General features: G+C 33.6%; 12 protein-coding genes and 3 pseudogenes. 4 read left to right on the top strand and 11 right to left on the bottom strand.

Annotated features, from left to right (window positions below; genetic code table 11):
- Nucleotides 1-184: 184 nt before the first annotated feature.
- From JQN76_RS05110 to JQN76_RS05100, 3 genes and pseudogenes are all read right to left on the bottom strand, one after another.
- Nucleotides 185-308 (bottom strand): annotated as a pseudogene (locus tag JQN76_RS05110) (hypothetical protein).
- A gap of 79 nt (nucleotides 309-387) precedes the next feature.
- Nucleotides 388-497, bottom strand: a pseudogene (locus tag JQN76_RS05105) (hypothetical protein).
- 34 nt (nucleotides 498-531) lie between these two features.
- Entirely contained in the window at nucleotides 532-1,131 is a 600-nt protein-coding gene (locus tag JQN76_RS05100) for a YdeI/OmpD-associated family protein (protein ID WP_001291515.1), read from the bottom strand.
- Between the two features lie 179 nt (nucleotides 1,132-1,310).
- Here JQN76_RS05100 and JQN76_RS05095 point away from each other — a divergent pair, with 179 nt between their 5' ends.
- Complete coding sequence (locus JQN76_RS05095; protein WP_001836692.1) at nucleotides 1,311-2,948, top strand: APC family permease; 1,638 nt, start codon at nucleotides 1,311-1,313, stop codon at nucleotides 2,946-2,948.
- A gap of 601 nt (nucleotides 2,949-3,549) precedes the next feature.
- The gene (locus tag JQN76_RS05090) at nucleotides 3,550-4,902 is read left to right on the top strand and encodes a carboxylesterase family protein (RefSeq protein ID WP_000700912.1); all 1,353 of its coding nucleotides are present in this window, start codon (nucleotides 3,550-3,552) and stop codon (nucleotides 4,900-4,902) included.
- 61 nt (nucleotides 4,903-4,963) lie between these two features.
- Here JQN76_RS05090 and JQN76_RS05085 read toward each other — a convergent pair whose 3' ends face one another.
- From JQN76_RS05085 to JQN76_RS05060, 6 genes are all read right to left on the bottom strand, one after another.
- Nucleotides 4,964-6,151, bottom strand: a complete 1,188-nt coding sequence (locus tag JQN76_RS05085) for an MFS transporter (protein ID WP_000026189.1) — start codon at nucleotides 6,149-6,151, stop codon at nucleotides 4,964-4,966.
- 395 nt (nucleotides 6,152-6,546) lie between these two features.
- Nucleotides 6,547-7,323 (bottom strand): ABC transporter permease, encoded by a 777-nt coding sequence (locus JQN76_RS05080; protein ID WP_000072147.1) that lies wholly within the window; start codon nucleotides 7,321-7,323, stop codon nucleotides 6,547-6,549.
- Nucleotides 7,316-7,978, bottom strand: coding sequence for an ABC transporter ATP-binding protein (locus tag JQN76_RS05075; RefSeq protein WP_000923523.1), 663 nt, complete (start codon nucleotides 7,976-7,978; stop codon nucleotides 7,316-7,318). The genes JQN76_RS05080 and JQN76_RS05075 overlap by 8 nt, the downstream gene beginning before the upstream one ends.
- A gap of 247 nt (nucleotides 7,979-8,225) precedes the next feature.
- Nucleotides 8,226-9,302 carry a M42 family metallopeptidase gene (locus tag JQN76_RS05070; RefSeq protein ID WP_001836950.1) on the bottom strand — a complete coding sequence of 359 codons (1,077 nt, stop codon included), beginning with the start codon at nucleotides 9,300-9,302 and terminating at the stop codon, nucleotides 8,226-8,228.
- A gap of 356 nt (nucleotides 9,303-9,658) precedes the next feature.
- The gene (locus JQN76_RS05065; RefSeq protein WP_000074044.1) at nucleotides 9,659-9,901 is read right to left on the bottom strand and encodes a Txe/YoeB family addiction module toxin; all 243 of its coding nucleotides are present in this window, start codon (nucleotides 9,899-9,901) and stop codon (nucleotides 9,659-9,661) included.
- The gene (locus JQN76_RS05060; RefSeq protein WP_000587618.1) at nucleotides 9,901-10,158 is read right to left on the bottom strand and encodes a type II toxin-antitoxin system Phd/YefM family antitoxin; all 258 of its coding nucleotides are present in this window, start codon (nucleotides 10,156-10,158) and stop codon (nucleotides 9,901-9,903) included. The genes JQN76_RS05065 and JQN76_RS05060 overlap by 1 nt, the downstream gene beginning before the upstream one ends.
- Before the next feature lie 358 nt (nucleotides 10,159-10,516).
- Here JQN76_RS05060 and JQN76_RS05055 point away from each other — a divergent pair, with 358 nt between their 5' ends.
- A complete protein-coding gene (locus JQN76_RS05055; protein WP_000732082.1) occupies nucleotides 10,517-10,972 on the top strand; it encodes a YehR family lipoprotein in 456 nt (151 codons plus the stop codon).
- A 167-nt stretch (nucleotides 10,973-11,139) separates the two neighbouring features.
- Here JQN76_RS05055 and JQN76_RS05050 read toward each other — a convergent pair.
- Nucleotides 11,140-12,717: pseudogene (locus tag JQN76_RS05050) on the bottom strand (FMN-binding glutamate synthase family protein).
- Nucleotides 12,718-12,911: 194 nt separating this feature from the next.
- On the opposite strand from JQN76_RS05050, the gene lnsB reads away from it, so the two are divergent.
- Nucleotides 12,912-13,661 (top strand): CPBP family lipoprotein N-acylation protein LnsB, encoded by a 750-nt coding sequence (lnsB, locus tag JQN76_RS05045; RefSeq protein WP_000072459.1) that lies wholly within the window; start codon nucleotides 12,912-12,914, stop codon nucleotides 13,659-13,661.
- A gap of 230 nt (nucleotides 13,662-13,891) precedes the next feature.
- Here the strand turns inward: lnsB and cntE are convergent, their stop codons facing one another.
- Nucleotides 13,892-15,085: a staphylopine family metallophore export MFS transporter CntE gene (cntE, locus tag JQN76_RS05040; RefSeq protein ID WP_000675411.1), complete on the bottom strand. Its 1,194-nt coding sequence runs from the start codon at nucleotides 15,083-15,085 to the stop codon at nucleotides 13,892-13,894.

The raw sequence follows: 15,085 nt of genomic DNA, 5'->3' as shown, positions 1-15,085 counted from the left end.
TTTCATCTGTAATGTGAATACTTAACAGTAAACGGCGCTATGTATGTTGAATTTCTACCGATTACTTTGTTTGCACATTCGTATATTCGACATTTAAAACTAACATACTCTATATGATGTTATTAAACATTATTATTTTATCTTTGGCAACTAAATAGATAACTCATATTTTTTAAAAGCGAATTTATTGTCGCTCAATTGGTTGTTTTATAGCAAAAAAAGTGTCAAAAATGTGAAATATTATTGCAAAAGTCGAATTTTTGTAATAATGCACACGCATCCATTGTTACAGGCGGACAAACGCCCATCCGCCACTCACAAAGTCATCCTTATATTTTAATATCTTCATCATTCATTGTAGACACCCTTGCCTTTTGCTAACAGTTCCTACTCCCAAGTCTGTAACGGAATTCCACCGTCAAAGTGTTGCCCGTGACATGCACACCTAAAAAACAACCAACAGCATGAGCCATTGGTTGTTTCGTGTCATCTTGTATGTTGTTGTATAACCGGTATGCTTTTACTCATTAATTACTTATCATGCATCCCTTTACCTTCTAGTATTTGGTTAATATACTTTTCAACACGCTTTTGTCTTGTTTCACTGCGTTTAGCTTGCCCAATATGATATATATATTGATGTTGTCTGCCTGGCGTTAATTTATAAAATGACGACTCTAGCTGTGGCATTTCTTCGAACTTAGCTTCTAACTCTTTAGGAATAACATATTCCTCTGTTTTCTTCATTTCAACTTTTTTACCAGCTTTTTCAGCTTTAATTGCTTCAGCTAGATAATATTTAATTTCTTCGCTACGTGCTTGAATCTCTGTTAAATTTTCAAATCGTAACTGACGAGCTGCTTGCACCTTTTCAGTCTGTTGAATGAGTGTATGATATTTATCCTCCAAAATGGCACCTTTATGAAATAATAGTGCAACATAATTTTTGAAGCCATGGATAAGTACTACATTTTTATTATTCAACGTGTAACAAGGATGCATCCATTTATACGCTTCCTCTAATTCTGTTTCATTAAAGATTAACGCTCTCAAATATTTATATTCTTCTTGCCATTGACTCTCTTTATTTAAAAATGCTTCAACTTGTTCATTTGATTGTTTCTCACTCATAGTCATCACTTCCATTTTGTTTTTCAATACACATTGTATTATATATCCTAATTTTATAAAAAACTAATTTTACAAATGCTTTTGCGTTCTTACAAAAAATGCATTTGACTATTATTATAATAAGCGTATAATTGTCGCATATTATTTTTTGTATTTTTGGCAATAACGAAGGAGTATTTATGAATAAAGACAAGCAATTGCACAACGACAAAATCAATCTATCCCAATTAGTCTTATTAGGGTTAGGCTCTTTAATAGGATCTGGTTGGCTATTTGGTGCGTGGGAAGCATCATCAATAGCTGGACCAGCAGCAATCATATCATGGGTTCTTGGATTCCTAGTCATTGGAACCATTGCCTATAACTACATTGAAATCGGCACAATGTTTCCTCAATCAGGTGGCATGAGTAACTATGCCCAGTATACACATGGCTCATTATTAGGCTTTATTGCTGCTTGGGCGAATTGGGTGTCTTTGGTGACAATAATACCTATCGAAGCTGTGTCAGCTGTTCAATATATGAGTTCTTGGCCGTGGCATTGGGCGAAACCAATGAGATATTTAATGGAAAATGGCTCTATTAGCACATACGGATTGCTAGCTGTATATCTCATCATTGTTATTTTTTCATTATTAAACTATTGGTCCGTAAAACTTTTAACATCATTTACGAGTTTAATTTCTGTATTTAAATTAGGCGTACCCATGTTAACCATCATCATGTTGATGTTATCAGGATTCGACACTTCAAATTATGGCCATTCGGCAAGCACATTTATGCCTTACGGAAGTGCACCGATTTTTGCTGCAACAACAGCATCAGGGATTATTTTTTCATTCAATTCATTCCAGACAATTATTAATATGGGTTCAGAAATTAAAAATCCTGAAAAAAATATCGCAAGAGGCATCGCTATTTCACTGTCAATCAGTGCAGTGTTGTACATCATTTTACAAAGTACGTTTATCACTTCTATGCCTCAATCAATGTTACAACATAGTGGATGGAATGGCATCAACTTCAATTCACCATTTGCTGATTTAGCTATCTTATTAGGAATTAATTGGCTCGCAATTTTACTATATATTGAAGCTTTTGTATCACCATTCGGTACTGGCGTGTCATTTGTCGCCGTTACAGGTCGAGTTTTACGAGCAATGGAGAAAAATGGACATATCCCTAAATTTCTTGGGAAGATGAATGAAAAATATCATATCCCACGTGTAGCAATCATCTTTAATGCCATCATTAGTATGATTATGGTTACATTATTTAGAGATTGGGGTACGCTAGCAGCAGTTATTTCTACTGCAACTTTAGTAGCCTATTTAACTGGCCCAACGACAGTGATTGCATTAAGAAAAATGGGACCAACAATGACTCGTCCATTTAGAGCAAAAATTTTAAAAGTAATGGCACCATTATCATTTGTATTAGCTTCATTAGCCATATATTGGGCAATGTGGCCAACAACGGCTGAAGTTATTTTAATCATTATACTTGGATTACCAATCTACTTCTTCTATGAATATCGTATGAATTGGCGTAATACAAAGAAACAAATTGGTGGTAGCTTATGGATTATTGTATATTTAATCGTGCTATCAATACTGTCATTTATAGGAAGCAAAGAATTTAAATGCTTAAATATGATTCACTATCCATTTGACTTTATCGTTATTATTATTGTGGCGCTTATATTCTATTACATCGGTACAACGAGTTCATTTGAAAGCGTCTATTTCCGTCGCGCAACACGAATCAATACGAAGATGCGCGAATCACTAAATAATGAATCAAAGTCATCTCATTAAATATTTTAAAATGCAGTGCCATATATGATTTCAACACACACATTAACCAACCATTGATTTCAACATCTTGGTTGGTTTTTTATTTTGAAAATGGGTTATAAATAACATAACAAGATGATGAGCAGGCTGGGACATAAATCAATGTTCTATGCTCTACGATGTTATATTGGCAGTAGTTGACTGAACGAAAATGCGCTTGTAACAAGCTTTTTTCAATTCTAGTCAGGGGCCCCAACACAGAGAATTTCAAAAAGAAATTCTACAGACAATGTAAGTTGGGGTGGGACGACGATAAAGAAATACTTTTTCTATAGAAATTAGTATTTCTTATGCATGAGTTTTACTCATGTATTCCTATTTTTAAGTACACATTAGCTGTGGCTAATGTATAAGAACCACTACATAATAAATCATTAGTGGCTCTTTATCATTTCTGTCCCACTCCCGTAGAAGTACATCATATAATGCTGAAAATGGTTTGAGTTAAAACAGATATCAAGCTAGTCTGATTCAGTCACAAAATTGTCTTGTTATACTTGTCACCTATCATCTATAGACCGTGGTATGATTAAATTGGGGATGATAAAGGAGGTTAATAAATATGAAGATTAATACTACAGGTGGTCAAATTCATGGTATTACACAAGATGGTTTAGATATCTTCTTAGGCATTCCTTATGCAGAACCACCAGTTCATGATAATCGCTTTAAACATTCTACGTTAAAAACACAATGGTCAGAGCCAATTGATGCAACTGAAATACAACCCATCCCACCGCAACCAGACAACAAATTAGAAGATTTTTTCTCCTCACAATCTACAACTTTTACTGAACATGAAGACTGTTTATATCTAAATATTTGGAAACAACATAATGATCAGACGAAGAAACCTGTCATCATTTATTTTTATGGTGGTAGTTTTGAAAATGGTCATGGTACAGCCGAACTCTATCAACCGGCACATTTAGTACAAAATAACGACATTATCGTTATTACATGCAATTATCGTTTAGGCGCATTAGGATATTTAGACTGGTCATATTTTAATAAAGATTTTCATTCCAATAATGGCCTTTCAGATCAAATCAATATCATAAAATGGGTGCATCAATTTATTGAATCCTTCGGTGGCGACGCTAATAACATTACTTTAATGGGTCAGTCTGCAGGCAGTATGAGCATTTTGACTTTACTTAAAATAACTGACATTGAGCCATACTTCCATAAAGTCGTTTTGCTAAGTGGCGCACTACGATTAGACACCCTTGAGAGTGCACGCAATAAAGCACAACATTTCCAAAAAATGATGCGCGATTATTTAGATACAGATGATGTTACGTCATTATCGACAGATGATATTCTTATGCTAATGGCGAAGCTAAAACAATCTCGAGGACCTTCTAAAGGGCTTGATTTAATATATGCGCCTATTAAAACAGATTATATACAAAATAATTACCCAACAACGAAACCAATTTTTGCGTGTTATACAAAAGATGAAGGCGATATTTATATTACTAGTGAACAGAAAAAATTATCGCCGCAACGCTTTATCGACATTATGGAATTAAATGATATTCCTTTAAAATACGAAGATGTTCAGACTGCGAAGCAACAATCTTTAGCGATTACACATTGTTATTTCAAACAGCCGATGAAGCAATTTTTACAACAACTTAATATACAAGATTCAAACGCACAACTATGGCTTGCTGAATTTGCATGGCATGATACTTCTAGCGCACACTATCGCAGTGCTTACCATATTCTAGATATGGTATTTTGGTTCGGAAACTTACAAATATTAGCAGCACATCAATATCCAACAACTGCTCACCTTAAATTTTTAAGTCGACAAATGCAAAATGATTTAGCTAATTTTGCTAAAAGCGGTAAAATGCCTTGGCCGATGTATCATAATGAACGTCGCTATTATCGCACATATCAATAACGTTATCGCATCTAAAAAAGCACACCTGAATTTGATAGCAGGCGTGCTTTTCATATGAGAATTATGATGATTTAAATGTTTTAGCATAATGATTATTTTTCAATGTGAAAACAACGATTAATCCTAATGCGCCAATGATGGCACTCGTATACGTGATAGCTTGAACAGAAACATGTGTCATGACCAAGCCTCCAATAATGCCGCCAACACCAATACCAGCGTTTAAACTAGACATGTTCCAACTCATTACTTGGCTTGTGTCGCCTTCAACATGTTGAATCACACCGCTTTGCACTGCTGGATTAGTACTCCATTGCATGATATTCCAAATAAATAGTCCTGCTAACAATAGACCTGAACCAGGTAAGATTAAATTCATAAGTAACATCATGACGATAAAAATAGAAACAGAAATCATTAACCAACGCTTACTTGTAATTTTATCGGAGAATATACCACCCAATGATGTTCCAATAACGCCAGCGATTCCATTTACTAGAAGTGCTAATGAAACGAATGACATATCATGACCATTAGATAGAATAAGTGGATTTATAAAGACGAATGTCACTGAGTTTGCAATCAATACTAAAAACGTAATAATTAAATATTTTGCTACTTCAGCAGGTCTTAATATTTTCGAAGTAACATGATTTTCATGAGATGGTGCCTCATGATTCACAGGGCCTCGTTGTATTTCCTGATCCTTCGGTAAATAGATCATCATCAAGAAGCCAACAATAATACTCACAATAATTAAGAATAGAAATGTATAGCGCCAACCTACTAAATCGCCGATAACCGTTCCAATTGGTACACCAAAAACATTGGCCCCACTAAACCCTGTATAGACAAGTCCAATCATTTTGCCACGATTTTTAGGTGCTGATAACATCGCTGTAATAGCTAATACTTTTACGATAATTAGTGCTGCTGCTGCAGATGAGATAATTCTACCAACTACTAATATTGAAAAATTTGGCGCTACAGCAATAATGCCATTACCAATGATAAATATAAGTAATGTCCATAATAATACAGGCCTTGATGAAAAACGGTTCGTTAATTTAACCAGAATAGGTCCACATATCGCAAATGTTAAAGCGTACATTGTCACTAATTGACCAACGACAGCTTCTGATACATGTAAGTCCTGACTCATCAAGTTCATAATTCCTGCAACCATCATTTCAACCATTCCTACGATAAAAATACTTAAAATGAATGTAAATAGTCGCATGATTGACATTTTAAAACTCCTTTCAAACAAAATTTCCGATATTCATTTCCCTTAGAATAACGATTTATTAAAAAATGTGTGCAACACAATTTTATATATAACCGTTCTATTATATAATATTTTGCTTTAATTTTCTGTGCTTAATTGGAAAATTATTGAAATTGTTTTTCAGTATTTGAAAAATTAACACAAGTATGTCATTTAATAATTATGTATAATTACTTCAGTTTCAACAATGTCTCCAAAAAAGCACGCACGCTTTATATGTCAGAACAGATAACTGACTACAAAGTATGCGTGCCTTTATGAATATTTTCGCTGTGTTAATGAATAGCGATACTATATGTGCGCGTCACTTCATTTCCAATTAAAACTAATGCCTAAATCTGATGCAGTAAAATCTATCATGATTCACTCTTAACATCAGTATTTCGTGCTACTAATTGATGTCTTGCATTGAAAAATTGACCATAGCTTAAATATGTCGCAATCAAAGCAGACATAATGGTCGCAGTTGTATGAATAAACACGACTAACAATTGAAATTTAATCGCTTGTAAAGGTGGTACGCCACCAATAATTAAGCCTGTCATCATACCAGGAATCGACACAAGCCCATATGTTTTAACCGAATCAATTGTTGGCACTATAGCTAAACGAATACTTTCACGTATTGCACCTTTAGAAGCCAATTTAGGTGTAGCTGCAAGTGATAATTTAGATTCAATATTAGTACCATCTTGTACGAATGCACGATCTAAATTCTGGTAAGCTAAATTAATTGCAATCAAGCCATTATTAGCAAGCATGCCGCCAATAGGTATAACTTCATTGGCTGTAAATTGAATGGCCCCTGTCGCAATAGTACCTGCAAGCGGTAATGCCGTTCCAATGAAGATAGCTAGAAATGATATCCAAAACACATGATGCATCACTGGTGATGCTCGACTAATTGTATTCCATGATGCATTAATAATAATGACCAATACACATAAAATAAGCAGCCATTTATCGTTTATTTTAAAAATATAATGCAGCAAAAATCCCAAAATGATTAATTGCACAACTGCGCGTAATGTCGCAACAATTAAATCTTTAATAATATGTAAACCTTCTTTATATGAAATGATAATCGGAATGACTAAAAGCAATGCCGTCAATCCAAGTGCCGTGTTACTCATGTTGATTCAACTCCTCAACCTTAGAAATTTTGCCATCAACAATCGTTATGCGCTTTTGAAAATGTCTCATACTTTGATCATCACTATGGGTAATCCACATGATAGCAACATCCTGTTCCACTAACTTAAAAATGATATTTTCTATCTTTTCTTTATTATGAACGTCTAATGCACTGGTCGATTCATCTAATAAAAGAATATCCGGTGTATACATCAGTTGGCGCGCTATAGCAATTCTTTGCCGCTCACCACCCGACATATTTTCCACTTCCGAACTTAATTGATAATGTCCCAAACCGACATCTTTAATTAATTGCTTTGCACGTTTTCTATCAAATTTATCATTACGTGCAAGTGATGGGAATATCATGTTATCTTCAATCGTTTCACCAAACAAGTCACTTTGCTGCATCAAATAACTGATTCGTTGACGCAATTCTTCCGGGTCATAATCATTATAGGGTTTACCTTTAAAATAAAGTTCTCCACTAGTTGGACTAATCAAATTACATATTTGCTTTTGAAATGTACTTTTACCACTACCTGATGGACCTATAATGGCAATGCTCTCGCCTTTATCTACTTTTAGACTGATATGATCTAGTATGATTCTATCGCTCGCTTTATACACTAAATCTTTAATTTCTAACAACATTTGCACCGCTCCTCATGTAATATATCAGGTATATTATTCCCGTTTTTTTGGTTTTTAGTGCAATTACATTTAAGAAAAAATCATTTTCTTGTAATATCAAAATTTAGGCATAATTGATTTTCAGCATTTAAATTAAAAACAAAAAATCCTATTAACATGGATACTGTCTAATGACTAAGAATTAAAGTTAGACAATTGTTTAACAACCTACCATATTAAAAGGATTCTTTATTATTTATGGATTTGATTACCACATGATATTTTTATAACTTTCATCATTCAATGAACGGACAATTTCAGTAACAAGACGGATAGAATTTTCATAATCATCTACATTGAGCACTGAAACATTAGAATGCATGTATCGCAGCGTAACACCGATTGTCATCGTTGGAATACCTTCATTTGCGACATGAATACTTCCCGCATCTGTACCTCCACCTAGTGTCGTATCCCATTGTACTTCGATGTTATGTTCCTTAGCTACATCTTTAATATGCTTACGCAAACCTTGGTGAGCAATACTTGTAGCATCCATCATAATGACAACTGGACCATCGCCTAGTTTACTATCGCTCGTTTGACCTGACATACCTGGGGTATCATAAGCAATACCTACATCGACAGCTATCGCCAAATCTGGTTTAATTGTATTCGCTGCCACTTTCGCACCACGCAAACCAACTTCTTCTTGCACTGTGGCACCACTGTATAAGTTAATGCCAATATTTTCATCTTTTAAACGTTTTAATACCTCAACAGCTAATGCACAGCCATAGCGATTATCAAATGCTTTCGCAGTTAAATATTTATCATTTGCAAGCACTTCAAATTCACTATATGGCGTTACCATATTGCCTACTTCAACGCCAGCTTCTTCAGCTTCTTCCTTGCTACTAACACCAATATCTATAAACATATTTTTGATTTCCATTGGCTTTTTACGTTCTTCAGGCGTTAAGACATGTGGCGGTTTAGAACCGATGATACCTCTAATTTCTTTGCCCGAATCTGTTGTAATCGTTACTTTTTGAGATAGCATGACTTGATTCCACCATCCACCAACTGGCGTAAATGAAATAAAACCATGTTTATCAATCTTTGTTACCATAAAACCAACTTCATCCATATGACCAGAAATCATAATTGAGTATTGACCATTCTCAGCATTTTTCTTTCCAAAAATGCCACCCAAGTTATCTTCAATAATTTGATCACTGACAGGCTCTATATAGTTACGCATTGCTTCTTTAACTTGCATTTCATAACCAGCAATGCCGTTTACATCTGTTAAATGTTTAAGTAATTTGACTGACTGATTCATGTTATTCATCCTCCTGTATTTCAACTTAAAACTATTGTATCACTAACTTTCATAAAAACGTTCCCTACCGCTTTATCATTTTTCAGGCTTAAATATTTTTAAAATTTTGTGAGGAATCCGCTTAAAAAAACTCATATTTCTAAAATTTAATATTCCGAAAAAGTCACAATTTAAAATTCCTTATTATAATACGTTATTCTTTTATTGTTATTAATTTCAATCTGTTTAGTCTTGCGCTATTATAAAATTAAAAAGTGTAGAGATAACAACGCATTAACGTCGCAATTTCCCCTACACTTAAATACTAGTTTCTTTAATTAACTTATCATTAAAGTTATTCAGATATTGAATATTCATTAATCATAATGTGACCATGCCGATAGTATTAATACTACTTTATTTCGATCATCTATGGTATAGACGACCCTGTGCTGAAGGTTAATTCTTCTTGAATATCGCTCTAAATATTTAGGTTCTAATTTTTCAAAGGATTGTGTTATTTTATAAGGATTATTTTTTAAAGTCTCAACAATTTCTATAAATGTCTTCTTTAAATCTAACTTCGCCGAATTTTTAATCTTAACCGTGTAATTGCTCATTAAAGATTATCCCAATCAATATCATCTATATTTGTTGTACCACTATTATCTTTTTCTCTTTCTCTTACTTTGTCCATTGTACCAGTAGATACAAGATACATTGTCTCTTGTATACTTTTCCAATCTTCTAAACCTATAATCACAGCATTATTTTCGGCATTATTACCACTAATATAAATTGGTTCGTGATTATTATTAACATTTTTTAGTAATTGATAAAAATCTTTTCTCGCTTCTGTAGGGCTAGTGATAATCATATAAATCCTCCTTTGTCTTCTGTTACGCTAATTATGGCGTACGTATTTAAGTACGTCAATATCACCGACACATCCGTCGTAATCTTAGTCTCTATATGCTATCGTACACAAGCTTTTGTTCTTTTCTTCCAACATACCGCCTATAATGCTCAAAAAGAAATCAGCAGTGGAACACACTACGTTCCCTACCGCTTTATCATTTTCAGGCTTAAATATTTTTAAAATTTTGTGAGGAATCCGCTTAAAAAAACTCATATCTTCAAAAAAAATGACAAAATTTAAATTTTTGAATAACATCATTTTTTAGTAAATGTTATAATTTCTTTATAATACAAATATCGAAAGAAGGCGACTGACTTTGAAAAAATTATGTTCATTAATTGTAGTAGCATTAGTTTGTATCATTGCATTATCAGCTTGTGGTAAAGAACAAACCAAAACATATGAAGGTGATGTTAGTGGTAAACATGTACTAACTTCTATCACATATAAAGATGATAAAGTTTTAAAACAGTCTACAATCAACACAATTAAATATGACGATCTAGGTATGGATAAAGACGAAGCCAAAAAGTTATTCGCCAAATCTGAAAGTATTTTCAAAGACCTTAAAGGCGTAAAATACAAAGTAGACTATAAAGATAAAAAAGCAATTGAACACTTAGACATAGATTACACAGAAGTTGACATGAAAAAATTAAATAAACGTCTTGGTGTTTCGACTAAAGAAAATAAAGATATTAGTTTTGAAAAACTTGAAAAGCAATTAAAGCACAGAGGTTTAAAAGAAAAAGATAAAATGGACGACAAATAGTTTATAACTTAAAAATGCCCTCAGATAAGACTAAGGTTACAAACCTTAATTCATATTCTGAGGGCTTTAATATTTGAAGTTCTTGTGTGACCAGCATCCACTACTAATATAAAATTATTTGCAGTAACGCTAAAATCCGCTGCTTTCAATTTCCCGAAATAATTAAGTTAACTAATGAGTTTTAATTTATAATCATGTATCGTTTGTAACTCACCATCGACTTTTCGATATACAATATGATCAGCAGTAATTTCTGTAGGACTGGATACGCCAACAGCTGCTGCAATATTGAATAAGCCTTCATGCAAACTTGTTACATAGTTTGTGACACGATATTGCTTTTCTCCAACAATCAATGCTTTTTCTTTCTTCGCATCTGTCGTTGCAACACCTACAGGACATGTATTCATATGGCATTGTTGACTCATAATACAACCGACACTAATCATCATGCCACGTGCGATATTTACAAAATCTGCACCTAAACCTAATGCAATCGCAATTTTATCTGGTGTCACTAACTTACCAGATGCCGCCAATTTCACTTTATCTCGAATACCATATTTTTCTAACATGCCAGACACAATAGGTAGAGCTGTAAATAGCGGTAAGCCAACACCATCTTGTAATTCTTGGAATGTTGCACCAGTACCACCTTCACCACCATCAATCGTAATAAAGCTTGGATACTTATCTAGTTCCACCATCGTACGTACAAGTGTTTCAATTTCTGAAACTTTGCTTACTACAATTTTGAATCCTACTGGTTTTTGACCTAATTGCTGCAACTGATCGACGAAACGAATCAAATCTTCAGCATTATGAATAAATTCGTAACGGTTAGGTGAATTGATTGTTTTATAAGGTTCCACATTTCGGATTTTAGCAATTTCTTCGTTTACCTTTTCAGCTTCCATATGACCACCACGAGTCTTAGCACCTTGTGCCAACTTCAGCTCAAATGCGCGTACATTAGATAACTGTGCAACCTATTTAAATAAACCTTCACTAAAATTACCTTCTTTATCACGAACACCAAATAAACCGGGACCAATTTGGAAAATGATATCCCCATTACCTTTTAAATGATATTCTGATAAGCCACCTTCACCTGTATTCATCCAAGTGCCCGCTTTAGCTAGACCTTTAGATAAAGCTGTAATGGCATTTTTTCCTAAAGCGCCATAACTCATACCAGATTGTCCTACGATACGTTTTAAAATAAATGGATGTTTTAAATGTTCACCTAATTTTATTGCATGGTCATCACTTAAGTAATACGGATCAATCTTTGTCGGTACACGATATTCTTCACGACTAAATAAACGCTCATTCGCGATTTTATAAATGAATGTTGATAACAATGTTGTATTATCTACTGAAATCTCATTACGTTGCATCGGAAACATTGTGTTCTGTATGTAAAAGCCGTCTTGATAATCTTTAGTAGTACCGAAGCTGGTCATACGAGAGTTATATTTTCCAGCCAAAACGATATTTTTATAATCATTACGTGAAAAAGGTTTCCCTTCATTATCCCCAGAAAATAAATACTGACGTAATTCCGGTCCCATTTTTTCTGAAATATATCTAATACGTGCTAGTAAAGGATAATTCCTTAATACACTATGTTGTGATTGTCTTTTATCTTTAATTAACCAAATAAGCCCGATAACAATAACCGTAAGCAGGAAGCCTACAACGATAATGTTAACTATAAATTGCATGACTGTAAGAAACGTCATTACAATACCTCCCCCCAAAATTTCAATTCAATATTTATGATACACCTTACAAAACAAAACACAATGGAAGCGCTTCATTTTATAAAACAATTTTATGATATGTTTTTCATTTTAAATTTTAATGTATAAAACATACAATACAAAGTAATATGTGCTAAAGTATCTATATAATACAACTATTTAAGAGGTATACTATGTCAAATACAAATAAACATTACATAGAAGAAGAATACGCTACTGAACAATCGCGTTTTTTCAAACGTGATATTGGATTTATTTTCCTTTATATATTTTTGGTTAACATCTTGCCAATCATTATCGTCTTTTTAACTTTTGGGTTAGTAGCTGTATTCACTCAACAAGCCCCATGGGGTTTCTCTTTTCCTATTTCAATGAACATTAGCTATTTACTCGCAGTTATTATTTCACTAGCTATTTTTCGTCGGATGCATGAAGATGCATTTGTTCCGATGATACGTACGCAAATCATTGCCAGCACCAAATATAAATGGCATATTCTTATATCATTTACACTAAGTGCCGTACTCTTTTTACTTTTAAATTATTTCGATATTTTCGCACTAAATGTAGATGCCTTTACTGTCTTTGACATTTACCCGCTCATTAGAGATTATGGTTCCATCAGTTTAATAGTAATGTTGTGGTTAACCATTATATTAAATACTTTAATTTGTCAACTTATTTTCCGTCATATTTTAATTCAAGAATTAAGCAGATTAATACCTTTAAAGATTACAATAGTATTATCCGTTATCCTTGAAACACTATACTATTATCCATACATTAATACATGGTGGGAATTCATTCCAGCATTGATACTAGCTAGTAGTGCGACTTACTTATATTTAAAATCAAACCGTAATTTTATGGTGAGCTATTTCTATCAATTAGCAGTTATACTCGTTTTGCATATTTTCATGTAAAATTTTTCAGAATATTATCCATTATCCATTATCCATACACATCAAAAAGCACACTTAAAAGTCAGTATTACAACTCACTTTTAAGCGTGCTTTATTTAGATATACTGTCGTTCTAAAAACGAGCCATATAGAATGTTTCATGTCCTAGCATGAAGCACATGAATCGCCATGCTCAATATACCTTTTAAAATTTAAATATTTATTAACTTAAGATGCTTTAATTCACTTCATTAAAGACTATTTGCTGGGCGTGGTGTTGGTTTTTTCAATAAACTCATAATCATTATTACAATGACTAACATACCACAAATTAGATACATCCATTTAAATCCTACTAAATCGGAAATAGGTCCCATCAATGCGCCACCTAACGATATACCTAAGTCTGCACAGGCAATAAATAAACCTAACAACATATTACGACCTACTTTTGGTAAGACGAAACTTAAGTATGATGTTAATGTTGGATACACCATTGCTTGTGTCATTCCTATTAATATTGCACTGCCATAGAAAATAATTGCACCTACTTGCGGACCAAATGCCACTATAAATGACGCGATCACTAATAATGATAGTACAGATACCATATATTTAGGATGCCACATACCATCTGACGGAATGTATTTCCTTAAGTAAAACCTTGCCGCAACAACTGCGATGGCCTGTATTGTCAAAAAGATTCCCGCATTCGCGAATCCTAAACTCACTGTGTATAACGGTACAAATGTACTAACTGCACCAAATACAATCGATGCAACAATCATGATAATACCACTGTTCAACAACTCTTTATTTTTGAAAAATTGCGCAAAAACAGTTACAGCGTTAAACGGCATTTTTTCAATCTTATCTGACGTATCGGGTTCCTGTTCAGCAAAGGTCACGCGATAGCCAAAGAATGTTGTTGTTAATGCGATAAAGATAATGACAATTGCAAATAGTGAAATATTATTTGCATTCCAAATACCTACGGCAACTAATGGTCCGATTAAGTTTGGAATCGTTGAAAATAGCGAGTACAATGATACACCTTCAGAACGATGTTCCTCTGGTAATGCATCAATAATACCTAGCTGTAAAGACATAGAAAAGAATGCCGTACACACACCTTGCATAACACGTGCTACGAAATAACCTTCTAAGCCAGTAAAACCATAAATAATTAAAGCTATGGCATTGATAATCAAAATAGTTCTTAATACTTTAATGGGACCGACACGAGCAATAATTTGTCCTGCCCATGGTCGAAATACCATTGCTGTTAACATGTATGCCCCCATAACGATACCGATAACCGTATTCGTTGCGCCTAAATCATGCCCTCGTAACGGTATAAATACGTTTAAGATTGCATTGGCACTAAAGAACATCAATGTTAATATATATAATCTCAAAAAGGGCCAAGCCATTGCACCTTTCAT

The organism is Staphylococcus sp. SM3655, assembly GCF_016917315.1.
Taxonomy (GTDB): Bacteria; Bacillota; Bacilli; order Staphylococcales; family Staphylococcaceae; genus Staphylococcus; species Staphylococcus aureus.
Note: the sequence above shows the minus strand (reverse complement) of the source record. Positions and strands in the feature narration are given on the sequence as shown.

Coding starts and splice junctions, on each gene's coding strand:
- JQN76_RS05080 (WP_000072147.1), bottom strand. CDS start 7,323: ATGAGTAACACGGCACTTGGATTGACGGCATTGCTTTTAGTCATTCCG.
- cntE (WP_000675411.1), bottom strand. CDS start 15,085: ATGAAAGGTGCAATGGCTTGGCCCTTTTTGAGATTATATATATTAACA.
- lnsB (WP_000072459.1), top strand. CDS start 12,912: ATGTCAAATACAAATAAACATTACATAGAAGAAGAATACGCTACTGAA.
- JQN76_RS05090 (WP_000700912.1), top strand. CDS start 3,550: ATGAAGATTAATACTACAGGTGGTCAAATTCATGGTATTACACAAGAT.
- JQN76_RS05075 (WP_000923523.1), bottom strand. CDS start 7,978: ATGTTGTTAGAAATTAAAGATTTAGTGTATAAAGCGAGCGATAGAATC.
- JQN76_RS05070 (WP_001836950.1), bottom strand. CDS start 9,302: ATGAATCAGTCAGTCAAATTACTTAAACATTTAACAGATGTAAACGGC.
- JQN76_RS05065 (WP_000074044.1), bottom strand. CDS start 9,901: ATGAGCAATTACACGGTTAAGATTAAAAATTCGGCGAAGTTAGATTTA.
- JQN76_RS05095 (WP_001836692.1), top strand. CDS start 1,311: ATGAATAAAGACAAGCAATTGCACAACGACAAAATCAATCTATCCCAA.
- JQN76_RS05085 (WP_000026189.1), bottom strand. CDS start 6,151: ATGTCAATCATGCGACTATTTACATTCATTTTAAGTATTTTTATCGTA.
- JQN76_RS05060 (WP_000587618.1), bottom strand. CDS start 10,158: ATGATTATCACTAGCCCTACAGAAGCGAGAAAAGATTTTTATCAATTA.
- JQN76_RS05100 (WP_001291515.1), bottom strand. CDS start 1,131: ATGAGTGAGAAACAATCAAATGAACAAGTTGAAGCATTTTTAAATAAA.